We start from the raw sequence: 17,996 nt of genomic DNA, 5'->3' as shown, positions 1-17,996 counted from the left end.
TACTTCATCACTTTTGATCCTTACTGGCTTGTTAAAACGCCCATCTTCCCGCCCATCACTACAGTACTATCCGCAGTCAGCGTCTCAAGCCATTTCACTTGATGTGGTTCAAACAAGACCACAGCAGTAGAACCCAGATAGAAACGACCCAGCTCAACACCTTTTTCTAAACTTAAATCATGCTTCTGATGCTCAATATGACCCGTTGGCTTTGCTTTACCTGTCGCCACGGTCTCAATCCCTGCAACGATCATGGCTCCCACCAATACGACAGCCATACGACCCACAGCCGTATCAAACAGACACACCATTCGCTCATTGCGTGCAAATAATCCTTCCACGTGCTGCGCAGTAGTGCCATTCACCGAGAATAACTCGCCAGGAATATATAGGGTATCCGTCAAACGACCCGCAAATGGCATATGGACACGGTGATAATCACGAGGGGATAAATAAACTGTAGCGAATTCACCCCCTAAAAAAGGCGCAGCCAGTGTTTGATCCCCGATCAACTGCTTAACCGAAAATGACTGTCCTTTGGCCTGAAAAATGTCATCGCCCGAAATTTTGCCCAATTGCGAAATCGCACCATCTGCTGGGGAGACAATGACATCGGGAGCGGCATCAATCACGCGTACGCCGTCTTTTAGCGCTCGGGTAAAGAAATCGTTGAAACTTTCATAAGCAGTCAAGTTCTCTTCCAAAGCAATCGACATATCGATGTCATAACGGTTGGCGAAGGTTTTGATAAAGGTATTCTTGACCAGTCCAATTTTACTCGCCGCTAGACTGCCCACTAAACGGCTTAAACCATGTTGCGGCACAAGGTGTTGAAAAAGAATAAATGGGCTGTGCTTTGACATGGATGGACTGATCCTTATGAGGGCTTTTGGTAAATTTTAGAAAATTGATCCGAGCCGTCAGTATAATTGCAAAATACCTAAAACCATCCATATTCTGGAAAAAATGATGACTTTAGCATCCATAAGTGATGTACAACCCAGCACTGCTACGGCACCCCTATCGCGTTGTGGTTGGTGTGGCGATGATCCGCTCTATCAAGCTTATCATGATACCGAATGGGGTCGCCCTCAATTTGATCCGGTGAAACTCTTTGAGAAGATCTGTTTAGAGGGTCAACAAGCGGGACTCTCTTGGATTACCGTTTTACGTAAACGTGCACACTATCGCAAACGCTTTTTTGACTTTGACCCCGTCAAAGTGGCCGCACTGACCGATGATGATCTGGCAGAATTGGTGACGGATGCAGGTCTGATTCGCCATATCGGTAAACTGTCTGCAATTCGTGATAATGCAAAAGCTTATCTGGCGCTGCAAGCGCAAGGCATAGACTTTTCATCTTGGCTGTGGAGTTTTGTCGAGGGAAAAACCATTGTCAATACGTGGACTAGCTTTCGCGAAGTACCAGCCAAGACCGCACCAAGTTCCGCTATGTCTAAAGCGCTAAAAAAAGCAGGATTTCGCTTTGTGGGCGAGACCACTTGCTACGCCATGATGCAGTCTGTTGGCATGGTCAATGATCACGAACTTTCTTGCCATGTGCGCAATATTTAAGCTCATCAGTAACATATAGAAAATCAGAATGACTCCAGCGTGTAACACCTTAAAGAAGCAAAAAATTCCTTATACAACTCATGAATATGAACATGATCCAGCTTGTACAAACTTTGGTTTAGAGGCCGCTGAAAAATTGGGACTTGCCATGCAGTCCGTCTTTAAAACCTTACTGATTACTGATGAGAAAGAATTCTTCGTGGCGATCATCCCTGTGACCCATACTTTGAGTCTTAAAAAAGCAGCACACGCCTTTGGACTTAAAAAAGTGCGGATGGCTCAGCCTAAAGAAGCTGAGCGCGTAACGGGATATTTGGTTGGCGGGATTAGCCCCATTGGGCAAAAGAAACAACTGAAAACAGCAATCGATGCCAGCGGAAGCGCCCTTGATACGATCTATGTCAGTGGCGGCAAACGTGGGCTTGATCTTGGGCTTAAACCCAATGATTTATTGGTGGCTATACATGGATCTCAATTTGCGGATTTGATAGATGAACACTAGTTCAATCAATCAGCATTTAGATCAAGGATTCCTCTGGAAAACTGCTGGCAAGCGTTAAGGTAAAGCTCACCACCTTACTGACGCCTAAGGTGACAACTTCAGCACCGACTTTGCCACACTCAACGCATAACATATTTTGCCAAGCGTCTTTATCCATATCGCCTAAACGAGCCGTTTTTTCAATCCACGGATTCCAAACGATTGCACTTGAACAATCAGGCGCATCAATCAAAGCACGTTGTTTTGAATGCTCTTGGACAATCTGATATTCGCCTGTTGCGCGCTGATAAATGCGATCTGTTTCCGCATGAAATTCAATAGGAAAACGCTCAAGCTGATGAAAGCCCTTTTCAGGCGCAAGCTGATCAAAAAATGGGGTGTTCTCGAGTCCAACGACCTTGGTCTGAGTAATCTGATCCACCGCAAAATAACTATGAAAAGCAAAGGTAAAGTCGAAAGGCTTTTTATCCACATTCGCTACAGAGAATTTCAACTCCAATGACTGACCTAAACGAATCTCCAGCATAGCATTGAAGGCATGAGGCCAGATGGCACGCGTTTCTTCATTATCACGGAAAGTAAACGTTAGAACATGACCTGAGTCGTCTTCAGTCACATGGTAGAGGGTCCATGGCAAATTGCGGACAAAGCCGTGCGATAGAATACTTGGATCGGTCGGATGCTGACCAAACCATGGAAAACACAGAGGTATACCGCCACGAATTGCGCGTTTAGGAAGGAAATTAGAAGCTTCTGATAGCCAAAGCAGTGGGGCATGCCCACGGCGTTGGAATTCAAGGACTTGTGCCCCTTGATACGCAACCACCGCACGACAATGTTTATTTTCAATGACTAAGACGGGCTGACCTTCGTATTCAGTCGTCTGACCACGCCACTCACAGCTGAGCCCACGGACAACCGTAGTTTTATCCAGCTTTTCGGGTGGTGAAATAGTAACGACCAATGTCGACTCCTCTGATACATCAAAAACGATAAAATAATCTGTTAATTGATGCTATCAGACCAATAGGTTCAATCTATCCCAGATTGCCCTACACAAATCGACATTTACAAATGTATTGTAAACAGATAACCAGTTCTCACTTATATACCTAAAGCAATCCTTAGCTGGATTGCTTTTTTGCGCCAGTGACACGCGGGGGTAATCCTGTATGCTGGGTTAGGATTTGACCTTTTTTCGGCTGCGAAGGTGTGGATGAACGCTTTCGGGAGTCACCAGCCACTGAGGAGTTCTTCTTCCGCGCAGTACTGTATTCACCACTGTCTTTATTCAATGGTTGATTGGTTGGGATCAATTGATGCTTGGCATTCCCAATCAAGTCGGCACGCCCCATACTTTTCAGCGCTTCACGCAATAGCGGCCAGTTATTTGGATCATGGTAGCGTAGGAAAGCTTTATGCAAGCGACGACGCCTCTCCCCTTTCACAATATCAACCGTCTCACTGCCACGACTAACCTTACGTAATGGATTCTTGGCGCTGTGATACATTGCTGTGGCAGTCGCCATCGGTGAAGGATAGAAGGTTTGCACTTGATCCGCACGGAAACCATTTTTCTTGAGCCATAATGCGAGATGCATCATGTCCTGATCGGTCGTGCCTGGATGAGCTGCAATGAAATAAGGAATCAGATACTGCTCTTTACCCGCTTCTTTGCTGAAACGATCAAACAGTTGCTTGAAGCGATCATAAGCCCCAATTCCCGGTTTCATCATCTTCGACAGGGGGCCGCCTTCAGTATGCTCAGGAGCAATTTTTAAGTAACCACCGACGTGATGTGTCACCAGCTCTTTGACGTACTCAGGATTTAATACCGCTAAGTCATAGCGCAGACCGGAACTGATCAGAATCTTCTTCACCCCTTTGATATCACGCGCTTTGCGATAAAGCTGTGTCAGATGACTATGATCGGTATTTAAATTGTCACAAACACCCGGATAAACACAGGAAGGTTTGCGGCAATTCTTTTCAATTTCAGGGTCTTTACATGCTAGACGATACATATTGGCCGTTGGGCCACCCAAATCAGAAATGACACCTGTAAAACCTGGGGTTGTATCGCGAATACTTTCGACTTCACGTAAAATCGACTCTTCAGAACGATTTTGAATAATCCGCCCTTCGTGCTCGGTAATCGAACAGAACGTGCATCCACCGAAACAACCACGCATGATATTGACCGAGAATTTGATCATGTCATAGGCTGGAATACGCGCATCACCATAGGCGGGATGTGGAATACGGGCATATGGCAAATCAAAAACATAGTCCATTTCTTCAGTCGATAGTGGGATCGGTGGGGCGTTCAGCCACACATCGCGATCACCATGACGCTGAACCATCGCACGCGCATTGCCCGGATTGGTCTCTAAATGCAAAATCCGATTGGCATGGGCATACAGCACGGGATCATCCTTGACCTGATCGTAATCAGGTAAACGGATGACGGATACGTCACGAGCTGGCATACGATGTTTAATGGCTTTACTGATCGTACTGCTTGGCCGTAACGATACAATCTGGGTATCTTCATCGACCGTACGCGTATTCACGATCTCAGCATTGACGATCGGGTTAGCAACTACCTCTTTGGTAAAGCCGGCATATGACGCGGGATTGGCTGCCTGATTCTTTGGATTCGACTTCTCGACATCACAGCTTGGCAAATCTTCGGTCATCACATAAGGATTGATAATCGCATCGACACGGCCCGGATTATCGACATCGTTACTTGCGACTTCGAAATAGGCCGCTTTGGCAACTTTACGCGCTTCGTTCAAGATAAAACTGGTGCCACGCAAATCTGTTATTTGATCTACGGTATCGCCTTTTGCCAAACGATGAACCACATCTACGATGGCGCGCTCTGCATTACCATAGAGCAAAATATCAGCTTTCGCATCGGTAATGATTGAGCGGCGAACTTTATCCTGCCAATAATCATAGTGGGCAATACGGCGTAAACTGGCTTCGATCCCACCCAAGATAATCGGGACATCAGGGTATGCCTCACGGCAGCGCTGGGAGTACACGACTGAGGCACGATCAGGACGTTTATCTGGGGCGTTGCCTGGCGAATAGGCATCATCAGAACGAATTTTACGATCCGCCGTATAGCGATTGATCATCGAATCCATATTTCCGGCTGTCACACCGAAACAATAAACAGGCTTACCTAATACTTTAAAAGGTTCGGCTGAATGCCAGTCAGGCTGTGCGATGATTCCCACACGGAAACCTTGCGCTTCAAGCAATCTCCCAATAATCGCCATACCAAATGACGGGTGATCCACATAGGCATCGCCACTGATGATAATGACATCACACGCATCCCAGCCAAGCAAATCCATTTCTGCACGACTCATCGGCAAAAATGGCGCAGGCTCAAAGCACGATGCCCAGTGTTTATCGTAGTCAAATAATGGCTTCGGTGTAGCACCGGAAATAGTATTGGGAGCAGACATGGCAAGCAGGCTTCTGGCTAAATAAGCGAATTGAGTGAAAACCGCTCATTTTAGCATGAATCTGGTTCATGAGGAGAGAATTAAGCACTCACTAACGACATCATGGACAAACATAAAGGAAGCTACTGCTTCCTTAAATCACATTAGGTTCGCCAAATCCTAGGCAACTCTTCATTTAAATCAAACCAACGACGTCGCAGTTTTGCGCGAATCCCCGCAAAGCCATCCATCGCTTGCCGAGCATCCATACCTAAATAACGCGCAACCAACACCCCATCCAGCAGGGTCACTACAAGTGGCATTTGCATCATCATAATCAGATCACGCAGCACTTGAATATCCTGAGCAAGTAATGAGTCATCACGTCTATGAATCGGAGGTACCGCTAACATCATCCCACTCACCGAATGCCCATTCAACCCTAACGGCGAGGTTAGCCAACGATCCCCGCCATTCAATATCAGTCGATCATCGATACACAATCTGCCCTGACGTAGCAGAGACAAATGACTGTGATAATGCCCTTGTAGAAAATTTTCATCTCGCGCTTTGCGGCCAATAACCAAAATATCCCAGCCGATAAAAGCAGCACTCTCGTGCAAAGTGATTGTCGTTTTACTTTGGGCAATTGCCTGATCGAACAACATGATTTCTTGCGGCAGCCACTCCAAAAATCCATCGTGATCGACATCGAGATGGATTGTTTGTTTGGCTAATCGACCATCACTTTTATACCACTTGCCCGCGCCGGGTGTAGTGAGTACTGCATGAGCGTGCTGACCTACGGCAACCTCAACATGAAGCTCATCACCTCCTGCAATGCCTGCTGGAGGATGAATCATAATCACATGACAAACCCCTGTAGGCTCTGGCCAGAGGGCTTTTTGGACACGAAGTGGTCCAATACTTTTACGATGATGCAGCACCGTGCGAGATAGAGTAGACGCATGAGAGTCAACTTGGGTTGAAAATCCGAGTTCTAAGCGAGCTTGCCAAGGCGTATGGGCATGCGGAGAGGGTAAAGCGCTCAAACAAAATCACCTTCGGTTTGCAAAACGGATATTTTGAAGTTTAACGCGTTATTGTGGGTTTAAAATATTGATTTCCAGGTCAGACTCTTAACGCGCGTCTATCATGGATATGGAACAGATATAGATTTTTCCAATAAAAACGCCACAACTTGATCCTTCAAGAATGTGGCGTTTTATTCTTTAAACTAAGCAGTTATGCCAATGCTTAGAATGTTAAGCCCAATGAGCCAACGATTTGGTTGTCTTGTTTTACACCAAAGCGGTTGTCGCCACCAACGATGTATTGCAGACCCCATGTGCCGCCTTTGATCGGAAGTGGGTGTGATAAACCTAATGTTACATGACGGAATGCAAATGTTTTTGCATCTGGATTTCCATCTGGATAGGCAGGATTAAAGCCAGGCTTATCGGCTTTAGTACTGTTGATGTAGTCACCTTTTTTACCGTAGGTGTACAAGCCAACCTGACCTGTGAAGGTGAAGTCTTTAGGCAATGCATGTGTCCATGTGGCCAAGTAGTAGGTATCGCCAGTATTACCAAATGTCACATCATTCAGGAGTGTTTGTGCAGTGACACTGACTTCGCCATAGCTCAAGCCCAATTTGGTTTCATAACCAGTTGAAGCCCAGCCTGGGGTATACACGTATACAGTACCACCAACGGTATAGCCAATGCCTGAGTTACCGAAAGTACCGGTGTAACCACCATAGATGTCACTTTCAGTTGAATTTTGTGAGTGCTTGCCAGTATGGTCTGGATTCAAATCAGCATAGCTGTAACCCAGTGTAGAGAACCAATAACCAACATACAGGCCATTTTTCAATACGTAATCTAAACCACCTTGCAATGCAGGAGAATCCATTTCTGGACCATCAGTTCCTTTTGATCCATCAGCGAGTTTTGGACCATAAGTCTGGGTGATACCACGAAGAATGTACTTAGATACCACGTTGATGTTACCGGTCAGAGTACCTTCGTACGGCGTGCCCGCAAGAACGGTATCAGGATTAGCATCTTCAGCATGAACAAGACTCACGCCCCCAACCAGAATCATCGAAGATACCAAAGCTTTCAAAGCTGCTGACTTCACGTTTGCTACTTTCATATTTCATGCTCCCCAAGAACATCGAATTCATCATTTATGGATATCACCAAACCTTTAGTTAAACTTATTGCTAAGCACCCTAAGAGTCGTGAGACTTTTAATTACAGTCGAAAGTATTAATACAAATGTCATGCCAAGTTCACAAAACACCTATACATTGATACCGTGGTTATCATAAAACAGGCGTTTTTGTCCCGACATAATCTTTATATATAATTTATACATACGACTGTAAAGAGGATGTAAAGACACTTTTGAACAAATAAAGCCAATAAGTGACGCAGATCACCCTATTCCACACTTAACGTTATATTTATATAATTTGTGAACGCTCAAATAACGCACCAATTAAAACCACATTAAGCACTAGTTTGGTGCAGTCTTTGAAAAACGATTTTAAGCTCTCTTTTTACTGTCTTTTTTTGCCTTTTTGCGCTGTCTCAAGCCAAACAACCCTAGAAAAAATATGAATCTCATGTATCATTAAACAACCTAAAACAAGCGTTTTTTTCGACTAAAACGCTTAATAAAAAGTGAATATTTGATCGTTTCGCCCTTAATACAACTTGATTGGGACACTAAAAAGCCAATTGATGGAGATACCCACTTGAATGCCGGCGTTTTGTCCATCTCTACAGCAGATCCATCAAAACCGATTCGTGTCGTCCAGATTTCAGATACCCATTTATTTGAAGATACCTCAGCCAAACTACTCGGGATGAACACCGAAGACAGTTTTCAAGCCGTTATCTCTTTAATCAAGAAAGAACAGTTTCAAAAAGAAATCTCTTCAGACCACCTAAATACTCGTTTCTCTACCGATGTTGAGCTTTTTCTAACCACGGGAGATACCGCACAATCTCCCGCACAAGCAACTTATAAACGCTTCTTGGACGTCATGGGCACGCTCAATCGCCCTTGTGTCTGGTTACAAGGCAATCATGATCTGGGAGAACTGTTAAAAGACAGTACAGACTGCAGCAGCATCAATATCGTAGAGCTGGGAACGCACTGGGTCATCTTGATGCTCAATTCTGCAAAAGATCATGAGATCTCCGGTCAATTTACGACTCAAGAATTAAATTGGCTGAAGACAACTCTGGCTCGCTATCCAGATCGACATGTCATTATTGCCCTGCACCACCATCCTATCAGTGTAAGTTCAACATGGCTGGATGAATCAGGACTCCTAAATGCTCAAGCCTTTTGGGCAATTGTTGATGATGCGCCGCAAGTTTCGTTAGTCATTCATGGACATGTCCATCAGGAATTTGAGGCAAAACGCGGATCGGTTCAAGTATTAGCCTGCCCTTCAACTTGTATCCAGTTTAAACCCCTGAGTGAAGCTTTCACGATCGACAAATTACCACCGGGTTATCGCTGGTTTAATCTTTATGCAAACGGCAAAATTGAGACAGGCGTTTCCAGATTGAAAAAATTACCAGCAGGCGTTGATTTTAACTCGCAAGGCTACTAAGCCCTTAACGCTTTTTTTGTAGAAAGAATGCTGGATTGCATAGAATCGCTTGCCAGCGCACATAAACCATGATAAAAGACGCGCTGAAAATGGATCGTAAAATGCTTTTATCGAGAGTTCTTCGATCAAAACATTACTGCGAACCTTTCTAAGGTTATTCAACTGTTGTTCGCCTGCTTTTGTATAAAGCCGCAACAAGACTGATATTAAGGAGGTTTTGGCTTCCCTTCACGATAAAGTGATGCTATTAGTCGATACAGTGCCATGCTAATTTAACAATTCTGATAGATCATACGAGTTGATATAGTTCATAAGGACTTTAGCGAATGACGATGACCACAAGAAACGCAGAGTGTTTAACGCTCCAAGAAAATGAGGCGAGCATATTATTGTCGCTAAAGGGTCTCGCTTATATCGTCCCAAACCGATCCGCTCGTAATTTATCAAATATCGCACATGATGACGGTGCACATAGTCGTCGTCTTAGAAGCAACACCAGCAACGGTAATCCATGATATGACAGACTCTATTAAATCACCACGTAAAAACGCCGTAAAATCAAAAGCAAAACCTGCTACGACTGCACTTGCGGGCACAGCAGCAAGCTTATATGGCATTGATCCATACGTTCTGACTGACGGTGAAGAATACATGTCGGAAGGTCAGTTGGATCATTTCAAGCGCATTCTGACCGCATGGCGTGCAGAACTGATGCAAGAAGTGGATCGCACGATGAGTCATATGCAAGATGAATCAAGCACCATGGCTGATGTCAACGATCGCGCGACTCAAGAAGAAGAATTCGCTATTGAATTGCGCACCCGTGACCGTGAACGCAAACTGATCCGTAAGATCGAAAAATCGATTAAAAATATTGAAGACGAAGATTACGGTTATTGCGAAACTTGTGGTATTGAGATCGGTTTACGTCGTCTTGAAGCACGTCCAACCGCAACACAATGTATCGATTGTAAAACACTGGCTGAAATTAAAGAAAAGCAAAATAACGGCTAATCCCATCATGCAGCTGTGAGTTAACTCATTGTCTGAAGTTCCTCGTTATACGGGTCGGTTTGCGCCATCGCCAACCGGCCCGTTGCATTTTGGCTCTCTTGTCACGGCTCTAGCCAGTTGGTGCGAAGCACGGGCACATCAAGGACGCTGGCTCGTCAGAATCGAAGATACGGATCTCCCCCGTAACCAACTGGGTGCTGAAGCGGAGATATTAACCCAGCTCGAAACCTATGGTTTAATTGCCGATGAACCGATCCTACGTCAACAAGATCGCATCGACCTCTATAACCATATTCTGGATGATCTAGCCGCCCAAGGCGACCTTTATGGCTGTGCATGCAGTCGTAAGCAACTGACGGGATATACCGCGTATCCCAACACTTGTCGTAATAAAAAACTCTCCTTAACAGGTCATGCAGTTCGCCTGCGGGTGTCTGATGATACCCTCTGCTTCCAAGATCAACTGCAGGGTCAGGTTTGTGAGGATTTGAGCAAGACCACAGGTGATTTTGTGTTAAGACGCCGAGATGGCATTATCAGCTATCAACTCGCCGTTGTCGTGGATGACTATCTGCAAGGAGTTACCCATATCGTCCGTGGCGCGGATCTACTGGATAACACGGTCCGCCAGATCTGGTTACGCCAGTGCCTAAGGGAAACGACATCCAAGCCAATCATTGAGCCCATTTACGCCCATATTCCTTTAGCAATGAATGCACAGGGTCAAAAGCTGTCGAAGCAAAATCTCGCCCTCCCCTTAAATGTCAAAAAGCCTGTAGAAAATCTACAGGCTGCATTTGTGGCATTAGGGCAAAACGCTATCGACGCTAGCAGCCCTGAACATTTTTTACAGCAAGCCATCACCTGCTGGGATATCAACCGTATTCCAAGGCAAACGCAGTTAGACGGTCAGTTTTAGTCGATTACTCATTCAATTAACCCACTAGCCACCCAAATAAGCATCTCTTGCACTGCGCGGTTTTGGTTTTTGCGTCTCTTGATCAATCCGCAATAACACACCCACCATCATCAACGACATAATCAGCGACGTTCCACCATAACTAATGAAAGGCAAAGTCAGACCTTTGGTTGGTAAAAGGCCCATATTCATGCCACCATTAACCAAAATCTGTAGCAGGAAGATCACCGAAATTCCATAAGCCAAATAGCCGGCTGACGCATACTGATTCACCAAAGCCCGATGACCAATGCGCATACAGGAAATCACCATCACAAAAAGTAAGGAGAATAGGCAGGCAATGCCAACAAAACCTAATTCTTCACCAATAATTGCCAGCAAAAAGTCGGTATGGGCTTCAGGTAAATAGGATAGCTTTTGCACACTATGCCCTAGGCCCGTTCCGGTTATTTCACCACGACCAAAGGCAATCAAACTCTGTTTGAGCTGATAATCCGCACCCAGCTCATCATCCCAAGGGTTGGCAAAAGAGGTCAGACGGCGCAATCGATACGGTTCAAAAACAATCGCTGCGACTAAAGCAATTAGAGCCCCTGTTAACAACACGCCAAACTGACGTATCGGTGCGCCCGCCAAGAAGAACACGGCCATCATACTGGCGACCACCACAACACTCGCTCCAAGATCAGGCTCGAGCAGCAACATGAACAGCACTGAGACCATTGGTCCTAATAGCCGGAAAAATCCCGACCAACTAAAACGAATTTCATCTTCACGGCGCACCACGTAATCCGCGGTAAATAACACCATGACAAATTTCGCAAACTCAGAGGGTTGAAACGTAAAGCCCATTAAACGGATCCAGCGCTTAGAGCCATTGACATCGGCGCCAATCCCTGGAAGCAGAACCATGATCAGCAAAATCAGTACAATGAACCACAATAAAAAAGTCTGCGCAAACCATGCCTTAAGCGGAACCTTCATCGTGAGAAAAACTGCGAAAACACCGATAAATAAATAGATCAAATGACGTGTAATAAAGTACAACGGCTGATGATATTTATAGTCCCCATACGGAATTGATGCGGAGCCAATCATTGTTGTTCCAATGCACAGCAATGCCACAATACTGAATATCAGTAAGCGTCTGGCCGTCAGCTCATCCGCAAGTGACGGTAAACTGGTGAGACGTTGCCAAAAAGTATGCAGTTTAGATTTCACACTGTTCGTTGGTTCTAAAGCCATGTCTCTGGTACCTATTGTTGTATAGCAATTGCGCCAAACGGATATGCATGATGCGCAACTGATCGCATCACATTCATCTCGAGTTTGATCAATGTCATTGGATGAGCATTAACCTGCGAGAACAAGTTGTTCAAATTGGCGACCACGATCTTCATAATTCAAAAACATATCAAAACTTGCACAAGCAGGTGATAACAATACGGCATCACCCGCCTGACTCACCTCGCGGCAATGCGCCACCGCTTCAGCCAATGACGTCACATGAATGAGCGGTACTTGGTGATCAAAGAGTACGGTTTGCAGAGCCGCTTCAATGACTGGGGCATCTTCACCAATCACGACGACAGCGCGAGCAAAATGAGCCAAGGGGGTCGCCAACGGCTTAAAATCCTGCCCCTTGCCCACGCCCCCAAGTATTACGGCCAGCTTACGACTCGGTTGATCAGGATGCACTGAGGCGAGAGACGCACCTAAACCTTCAATGGCAGCAAGTGTTGCACCGACATTGGTGCCCTTAGAGTCATTATAGAAACGTACCCCCTGCTGCTCTGCCACAAACTGGCAACGATGCGCCAAGCCCGCAAATGTTTTGAGTGTGGTCAGCATCGATTCCATCGGCAAGCCAACGGCCTCACCCAATGCCAGCGCCGCCAACGCATTAGCCACATTATGGCTGCCCTGAATCTTCATTTCAGAAGCCGCCAGCAAACGATTACGCCCTTTTGCAAGCCACAAGGTGCCATCCAAATCGCGCAGTACGCCAAAATCATTGATATCCGGCGCACTTAGACCAAAACTGCTCATTGGCGTACTATCGGAAATCAACGGACGTGTTAAAGCATCATCCCGATTAATCACATAACGCTCGCATTGCTGGAAAATGCGATGCTTAGCAGTGTGGTAACCCAACATATCGCCATGACGGTCCATATGATCTTCACTTAAGTTCAAGACCACGGCCACTGCGGCTGCAAGATTCGTCGTTGTTTCTAACTGAAAACTGGAAAGCTCTAACACAATCAGTTGCGGATCATTTTCAAGCAGCTCTAAAGAAGGTTTGCCTAAATTACCGCCTACAGCAACGCGTACCCCAGCGTTCGCTGCCATTTCACCGACCAAGGTCGTGACTGTACTTTTAGCATTTGAGCCTGTAATCGCGACAATCGGCGTCTTCGTCGCACGGCGTAATAATTGAATATCACCAATGACCGACACACCAGCGGCAAGTGCAGCTTGTACAGCGGGTTCAGACAATGCAAGACCCGGACTGATGATGATTTCATCTGCACGGCAGAGTAATTCAGCATCCAGCCCGCCTAAATGACAAGCGATATTTGCGGGCAAATCAGCCAATCCCGGTGGATCAATACGGGTATCCGTCACTGCAACTTTATAGCCTTGATCAACTAAGTAGCGCACGACTGATACACCTGTTTTCCCCAAGCCTGCAACAACCTTTAATCCGCCGCGCTGTATTAGCATGCCGCGCTCCTCATCTGAAGTGATATCTGTTTTGATTCTAATATTGCTTTTAACGACGATTTAAAAAACCGCTTTCCTGCAGCAGTGCAAGTGTCACACCTTGTCTAGATTCAGAGTAACTCCCTGTATCGGCTGCACGATCACCAAGCATCAAACGCTCTAAGTAACGGGCCAACACATCTACTTCTAAATTGACAAGACTTCCGACTTTCCAATCATCAATATTGGTATGCTTTGCGGTATGTGGGACAAGATTAAGACTTAAAACGGCACCATTTAAATGGTTAATAGTCAAACTAATCCCATCCACCGTAATCGAGCCTTTTTCAGCCAGATAGCGCGCCAATTCGCGTGGCGCACGCACTTCGTAATACAGGGAGCGCGCATCTTGACGATGAACAATAACTTCCCCTAAGCCATCCACATGGCCGCTGACCAAATGACCGCCAAGTCGTGTCGTTGGTAAGAGCGCTTTTTCTAAATTAACCTGTGTCCCGGTTTTCCACTGCCCAAGTGTCGTACGTCTTAATGTTTCACTAGAGACATCGGCAACGAAATAGTCTGCAGCCATATCAATGACGGTCAAACAAATGCCATTGGTCGCAATCGAATCGCCAAGGTGTACATCACCCATCGATAATCCTGCACTTTTCTGACTATTTGCCGTCTGAATGGTCACACGGACATCACCTCCTTGTGGAGTAATGGCACGAACAAGGCCAACAGACTCAATAATTCCAGTAAACATATTCTTCCTAAGCAATTGATTTCAAAATTTATTACTTGAAATATTGTAAGTTACATACCAAACCCAACATCAGCGACACTGAGGCTTTACATAAAATCCATAATTAAATCGGGATCAAGGCCAATAATCACTACAAGTTCTGTAGCTCATGCGTTTTCCTGCATATATTAACCTAATGACAGCGCTAAATCTCTGATCCATGCTCAAGCCCTTAGGGAAAACATGATCAGTGTATTAAATGAGCAAAGAAATAGAATTATGAGATGCAAGTGCAACTCAACATTCAAGGCGACCAAGTGACATTTTTAACAAAGGAGCTTCTCATGAAGACCACAACGATTAAGAAAAGTATGATCATTACGGCCCTGATTGTGTCGATGTCAGGACTCTCACTTGCTCAGGCTGATGATCAATGGCGCGGACAAGATAATCGCGGCAATAACTCAGGTCATCAAGACCGTGGCGATCGGGGCAATGACCGAGGAAATGGTAATGCGCAATGGCAAGGTAACAACCGAGGTAACGATCATCGCAATGACAACAATCGTGGGAACAATGGCTGGCATGGTCAACGTTTTAATGCCCCAGCTCCCTATGTGCGACCACATGGTTACCAAGTGAGATCTTGGAGAAATGGTGATCGCTTGCCAGATGGTTATCGTGACCGTCGCTACTATGTAGACTATCGTCAATACCAGCTTTCACCACCACCACGCGGCTATCAATGGGTGCGGGTCAATAATGATGTTGTCCTGACTGCCATTGCTACAGGGGTGATCGCATCTGTGATTACAGGACTTTATTATTAAGAATGATGCGATAGCCACACATTCTTAATGTCAACTCATTGTTGCAATGGCACATGTCATTGCAACAATTTTCCGACGTGCACACCACGTCAAAATTCGACAATTTTGTAATCGTCATCCATTGAAGAATTCTAGATGTTTTAAGGAATCAATTTTACACTTTAAAAATCAAAATCTTATCAAAATAAAACTGTTAAAAACTTAATAATATCAATTTATTTATTTTTCCATTCGGACTGGAAAGCCAACAGCCTACACACCTATAATCAATAGACTACTTTTATGTAAGCATTTGCGTACATTATTTTCAATTGAGCAATCAGCCTAACCTGCCTGCTATTCCTTAAACAGCGACTCAAGGAGTCGAGCCTTGTTCAGCCCATACAAGAACTTATTCAATCTATTCAATCTATTCAATAGTATTTTATTGATCATGGGCTTCGCTGCATTTCAGTCCGCATCGGCAGAATTGACCAGCATGAGTGATCAAGAGCTCGCAGCAGCGACTGGTCAATCACTCTACACTTCTAATTACATCGCACCAGGACAAAGCGGCAACAACAACCGTGTTGATGGCAGCAGCACGGCAAACGTTGGCTTTTATCGTCTGGGTCTTCAGGCAACTTTAGATTTGAATCTCAACGCACAATCCATCCAACTAGGATGTGGCGGCGTAAATGGTCCGGGATGTGATATCGATTTATCCAATGTCAGCTTATCTGGACTCAATCAGGTCAACGGAAGCTATGCAGGCTCTGATGCAACCATGAAAAATCCTTTTATTGAGTTTGCAATTAAAAATCCGACGACGCTGTCTACACGCGAGATCGTTGGTTTCCGTCTAGGCGCGGCTGAAGCACTGGGCCTATTATCGGTAGGAACAAATGGTGACTTATCAACACCAAACGATGATACGGGCATACGTTCGCTAAGCGGTGATATCGGCATTCAAGTGACCAATGCAACACTCACCGATGTGCGTGCGTGCACGCTTATTATCTTGTGTCTCCCCTTGACAGGAAAAGGAACGGCTAATGTTGCCAGTTACAATACCGTGCTCACCCCTCAAAGGGCATCAACATTCAATTTAGGGCCAATGACAGCAATCACGAGCCCGAATTTATTGAGTTTGACATTGAGAAACGTCAATGTGAATGACATTCCTTATGCGACGGTACATCAACTGCAGATTTCCAAGCCTGACGGTACACCAACCAATGATTTATCACTGTCCTTGCAACGGGCGCCGATTACTTGGCAAAAACTCAGTACTGGTGATTTCTCTGGCGTAACCGCACAAAAGGGATGGTGGATCTCCGTTCCACAGGCTCAATTTAATAATTTGGTCATCACTCAGCCCGTTACAGTTGATGCAATTGGCGCGGTCTTAGGGGCGATCATCAACACCCCAGTCAACCTCAATCCCATCGACCTCGGACAAATTCCTGCTCATAATTGCTACGGTAATTTAAAGTTCTGCTAAGAGATTCATATCGGGGATAAAGTGATTATCAAACAGAACGCAACACCCACTTCAGATCATCACCAACAGGCGTCACGCTCACCGTCTGCCAACGAATCTGCTCACTCATGTGTAAAAACGGCAAATCAAACATCGGACGGGCTAATGAGCCAAGTAATGTCGGCGCAAGATAAACAATCAACTCATCCACAAGCCCCGCCGCAATAAATGCGCCGGATAATGTTGCCCCAGCTTCAACTAAAACATCATGAATTTGTTTTTTCTGTTTGAGTTCATCCAAAAGCAGCGCTAGTGACTGATATTGCCAGCACTCGGCGGAATCTTTCAACTTCGACTCTTCTGGATTTAAAGTAACCATCAGCACCGAATCGGGATCTTTTAAGATTTGGGCGTTAGACGGCATACGTTGATGTCGATCAATAACAACGCGTAGTGGCTGAGGAATCGTCTCTAGTGGCGTTCCATCCGAAACCTGCCGAACATTCAGCAACGGATCGTCTGCGAGTACAGTCCCAATCCCTGTAATCACTGCACCACTCATGGCGCGGTAGTGCTGTACATCCAAGCGCGCAGCAGAGCCAGTAATCCATTTGGATTCACCCGATGACATTGCGGTACGACCATCCAAACTTGCAGCAACTTTCAAACGTACATATGGACGCTGGCCGGCCATGGTTTGCAAAAAGCCAACATTCAATGCTCGCGCCTCGGCTTCGCAAACTCCTACACGTGTTGCGATGCCTGCGGCTTCAAGCCGAGCAAGCCCTTGACCTGCAACTTGAGGATTGGCATCCAGCGTCGCCATGACCACACGTGAAACCTGTGCAGCAATCAGCGCATTTGCACAAGGCGGCGTCCGTCCAAAATGCGAACACGGCTCTAAGGTGACATAAGCTGTTGCCCCGACTGCCAAATCACCAGCAGCGCGTAACGCAAACACCTCAGCATGGGGCTGCCCTGCTTTAGGGTGAAAGCCCTCACCAATCACCTTACCATCTTTGACTAATACACAGCCCACGGCAGGATTAGGACGCGTTGTATACAAACCCCGTTTAGCAAGGCTAAGGGCACGCTGCATCCAATGCTGATCTTCTTTATCTTGTACTGCGGAGTGCTCTATA

Annotated in this window: 16 protein-coding genes; 7 read left to right on the top strand and 9 right to left on the bottom strand. The window is 45.7% G+C overall.

Annotation, left to right across the window (positions count from 1 at the left end):
- Positions 1-20: 20 nt before the first annotated feature.
- Complete coding sequence (gene asd, locus HYN46_RS02445; RefSeq protein ID WP_114897945.1) at positions 21-863, bottom strand: archaetidylserine decarboxylase; 843 nt, start codon at positions 861-863, stop codon at positions 21-23.
- A gap of 103 nt (positions 864-966) precedes the next feature.
- Between asd and HYN46_RS02440 the strand changes: the two genes are divergently transcribed.
- Together HYN46_RS02440 and ybaK are read left to right on the top strand one after the other, a co-directional pair.
- Positions 967-1,575: a DNA-3-methyladenine glycosylase I gene (locus HYN46_RS02440; RefSeq protein WP_228254867.1), complete on the top strand. Its 609-nt coding sequence runs from the start codon at positions 967-969 to the stop codon at positions 1,573-1,575.
- 28 nt (positions 1,576-1,603) lie between these two features.
- The gene (gene ybaK, locus HYN46_RS02435; protein WP_114897943.1) at positions 1,604-2,077 is read left to right on the top strand and encodes a Cys-tRNA(Pro) deacylase; all 474 of its coding nucleotides are present in this window, start codon (positions 1,604-1,606) and stop codon (positions 2,075-2,077) included.
- 16 nt (positions 2,078-2,093) lie between these two features.
- Here ybaK and HYN46_RS02430 read toward each other — a convergent pair whose 3' ends face one another.
- The 4 genes from HYN46_RS02430 to HYN46_RS02415 form a co-directional block, all read right to left on the bottom strand.
- Positions 2,094-3,041 carry a D-hexose-6-phosphate mutarotase gene (locus HYN46_RS02430; RefSeq protein WP_162818066.1) on the bottom strand — a complete coding sequence of 316 codons (948 nt, stop codon included), beginning with the start codon at positions 3,039-3,041 and terminating at the stop codon, positions 2,094-2,096.
- Between the two features lie 160 nt (positions 3,042-3,201).
- Positions 3,202-5,562 (bottom strand): YgiQ family radical SAM protein, encoded by a 2,361-nt coding sequence (locus HYN46_RS02425; protein WP_114897941.1) that lies wholly within the window; start codon positions 5,560-5,562, stop codon positions 3,202-3,204.
- Between the two features lie 143 nt (positions 5,563-5,705).
- Positions 5,706-6,593, bottom strand: a complete 888-nt coding sequence (locus HYN46_RS02420; RefSeq protein ID WP_114897940.1) for an urease accessory protein UreD — start codon at positions 6,591-6,593, stop codon at positions 5,706-5,708.
- A gap of 205 nt (positions 6,594-6,798) precedes the next feature.
- Entirely contained in the window at positions 6,799-7,698 is a 900-nt protein-coding gene (locus HYN46_RS02415) for a TorF family putative porin (protein ID WP_114897939.1), read from the bottom strand.
- A gap of 607 nt (positions 7,699-8,305) precedes the next feature.
- On the opposite strand from HYN46_RS02415, the gene cpdA reads away from it, so the two are divergent.
- From cpdA to gluQRS, 3 genes are all read left to right on the top strand, one after another.
- Positions 8,306-9,175 carry a 3',5'-cyclic-AMP phosphodiesterase gene (gene cpdA / locus HYN46_RS02410; RefSeq protein ID WP_162818065.1) on the top strand — a complete coding sequence of 290 codons (870 nt, stop codon included), beginning with the start codon at positions 8,306-8,308 and terminating at the stop codon, positions 9,173-9,175.
- A 516-nt stretch (positions 9,176-9,691) separates the two neighbouring features.
- Positions 9,692-10,189 (top strand): RNA polymerase-binding protein DksA, encoded by a 498-nt coding sequence (dksA, locus tag HYN46_RS02405; protein WP_114900538.1) that lies wholly within the window; start codon positions 9,692-9,694, stop codon positions 10,187-10,189.
- 28 nt (positions 10,190-10,217) lie between these two features.
- On the top strand, positions 10,218-11,108 hold the full coding sequence (gene gluQRS, locus HYN46_RS02400) for a tRNA glutamyl-Q(34) synthetase GluQRS (protein WP_114897937.1): 891 nt from the start codon (positions 10,218-10,220) through the stop codon (positions 11,106-11,108).
- A gap of 24 nt (positions 11,109-11,132) precedes the next feature.
- Here gluQRS and ftsW read toward each other — a convergent pair whose 3' ends face one another.
- The 3 genes from ftsW to HYN46_RS02385 all read right to left on the bottom strand — a co-directional run bounded on the left by ftsW (position 11,133) and on the right by HYN46_RS02385 (position 14,583).
- Entirely contained in the window at positions 11,133-12,353 is a 1,221-nt protein-coding gene (gene ftsW / locus HYN46_RS02395) for a putative lipid II flippase FtsW (RefSeq protein ID WP_114897936.1), read from the bottom strand.
- Positions 12,354-12,461: 108 nt separating this feature from the next.
- Positions 12,462-13,835, bottom strand: a complete 1,374-nt coding sequence (murD, locus tag HYN46_RS02390) for a UDP-N-acetylmuramoyl-L-alanine--D-glutamate ligase (protein ID WP_114897935.1) — start codon at positions 13,833-13,835, stop codon at positions 12,462-12,464.
- Between the two features lie 49 nt (positions 13,836-13,884).
- Positions 13,885-14,583, bottom strand: a complete 699-nt coding sequence (locus HYN46_RS02385; RefSeq protein ID WP_114897934.1) for a riboflavin synthase — start codon at positions 14,581-14,583, stop codon at positions 13,885-13,887.
- 323 nt (positions 14,584-14,906) lie between these two features.
- Between HYN46_RS02385 and HYN46_RS02380 the strand changes: the two genes are divergently transcribed.
- Positions 14,907-15,392, top strand: a complete 486-nt coding sequence (locus HYN46_RS02380) for an RcnB family protein (protein ID WP_210009308.1) — start codon at positions 14,907-14,909, stop codon at positions 15,390-15,392.
- 370 nt (positions 15,393-15,762) lie between these two features.
- A complete protein-coding gene (locus HYN46_RS02375) occupies positions 15,763-16,875 on the top strand; it encodes a hypothetical protein (protein WP_228254866.1) in 1,113 nt (370 codons plus the stop codon).
- Between the two features lie 28 nt (positions 16,876-16,903).
- On the opposite strand, the gene ribD is transcribed toward HYN46_RS02375, so the two are convergent.
- Positions 16,904-17,995: a bifunctional diaminohydroxyphosphoribosylaminopyrimidine deaminase/5-amino-6-(5-phosphoribosylamino)uracil reductase RibD gene (ribD, locus tag HYN46_RS02370; protein WP_265935990.1), complete on the bottom strand. Its 1,092-nt coding sequence runs from the start codon at positions 17,993-17,995 to the stop codon at positions 16,904-16,906.
- Between the last annotated feature and the right edge of the window lies 1 nt (position 17,996).

This window comes from Aquirhabdus parva (assembly GCF_003351745.1).
Classification (GTDB): Bacteria; Pseudomonadota; Gammaproteobacteria; order Pseudomonadales; family Moraxellaceae; genus Aquirhabdus; species Aquirhabdus parva.
The sequence above is the reverse complement of the archived record's forward strand: the minus strand, read 5'-3'. Positions and strand labels throughout refer to the sequence as shown.

Coding starts and splice junctions, on each gene's coding strand:
- asd (WP_114897945.1), bottom strand. CDS start 863: ATGTCAAAGCACAGCCCATTTATTCTTTTTCAACACCTTGTGCCGCAA.
- HYN46_RS02440 (WP_228254867.1), top strand. CDS start 967: ATGATGACTTTAGCATCCATAAGTGATGTACAACCCAGCACTGCTACG.
- ybaK (WP_114897943.1), top strand. CDS start 1,604: ATGACTCCAGCGTGTAACACCTTAAAGAAGCAAAAAATTCCTTATACA.
- HYN46_RS02425 (WP_114897941.1), bottom strand. CDS start 5,562: ATGTCTGCTCCCAATACTATTTCCGGTGCTACACCGAAGCCATTATTT.
- HYN46_RS02415 (WP_114897939.1), bottom strand. CDS start 7,698: ATGAAAGTAGCAAACGTGAAGTCAGCAGCTTTGAAAGCTTTGGTATCT.
- dksA (WP_114900538.1), top strand. CDS start 9,692: ATGACAGACTCTATTAAATCACCACGTAAAAACGCCGTAAAATCAAAA.
- ftsW (WP_114897936.1), bottom strand. CDS start 12,353: ATGGCTTTAGAACCAACGAACAGTGTGAAATCTAAACTGCATACTTTT.
- murD (WP_114897935.1), bottom strand. CDS start 13,835: ATGCTAATACAGCGCGGCGGATTAAAGGTTGTTGCAGGCTTGGGGAAA.
- HYN46_RS02385 (WP_114897934.1), bottom strand. CDS start 14,583: ATGTTTACTGGAATTATTGAGTCTGTTGGCCTTGTTCGTGCCATTACT.
- HYN46_RS02380 (WP_210009308.1), top strand. CDS start 14,907: ATGAAGACCACAACGATTAAGAAAAGTATGATCATTACGGCCCTGATT.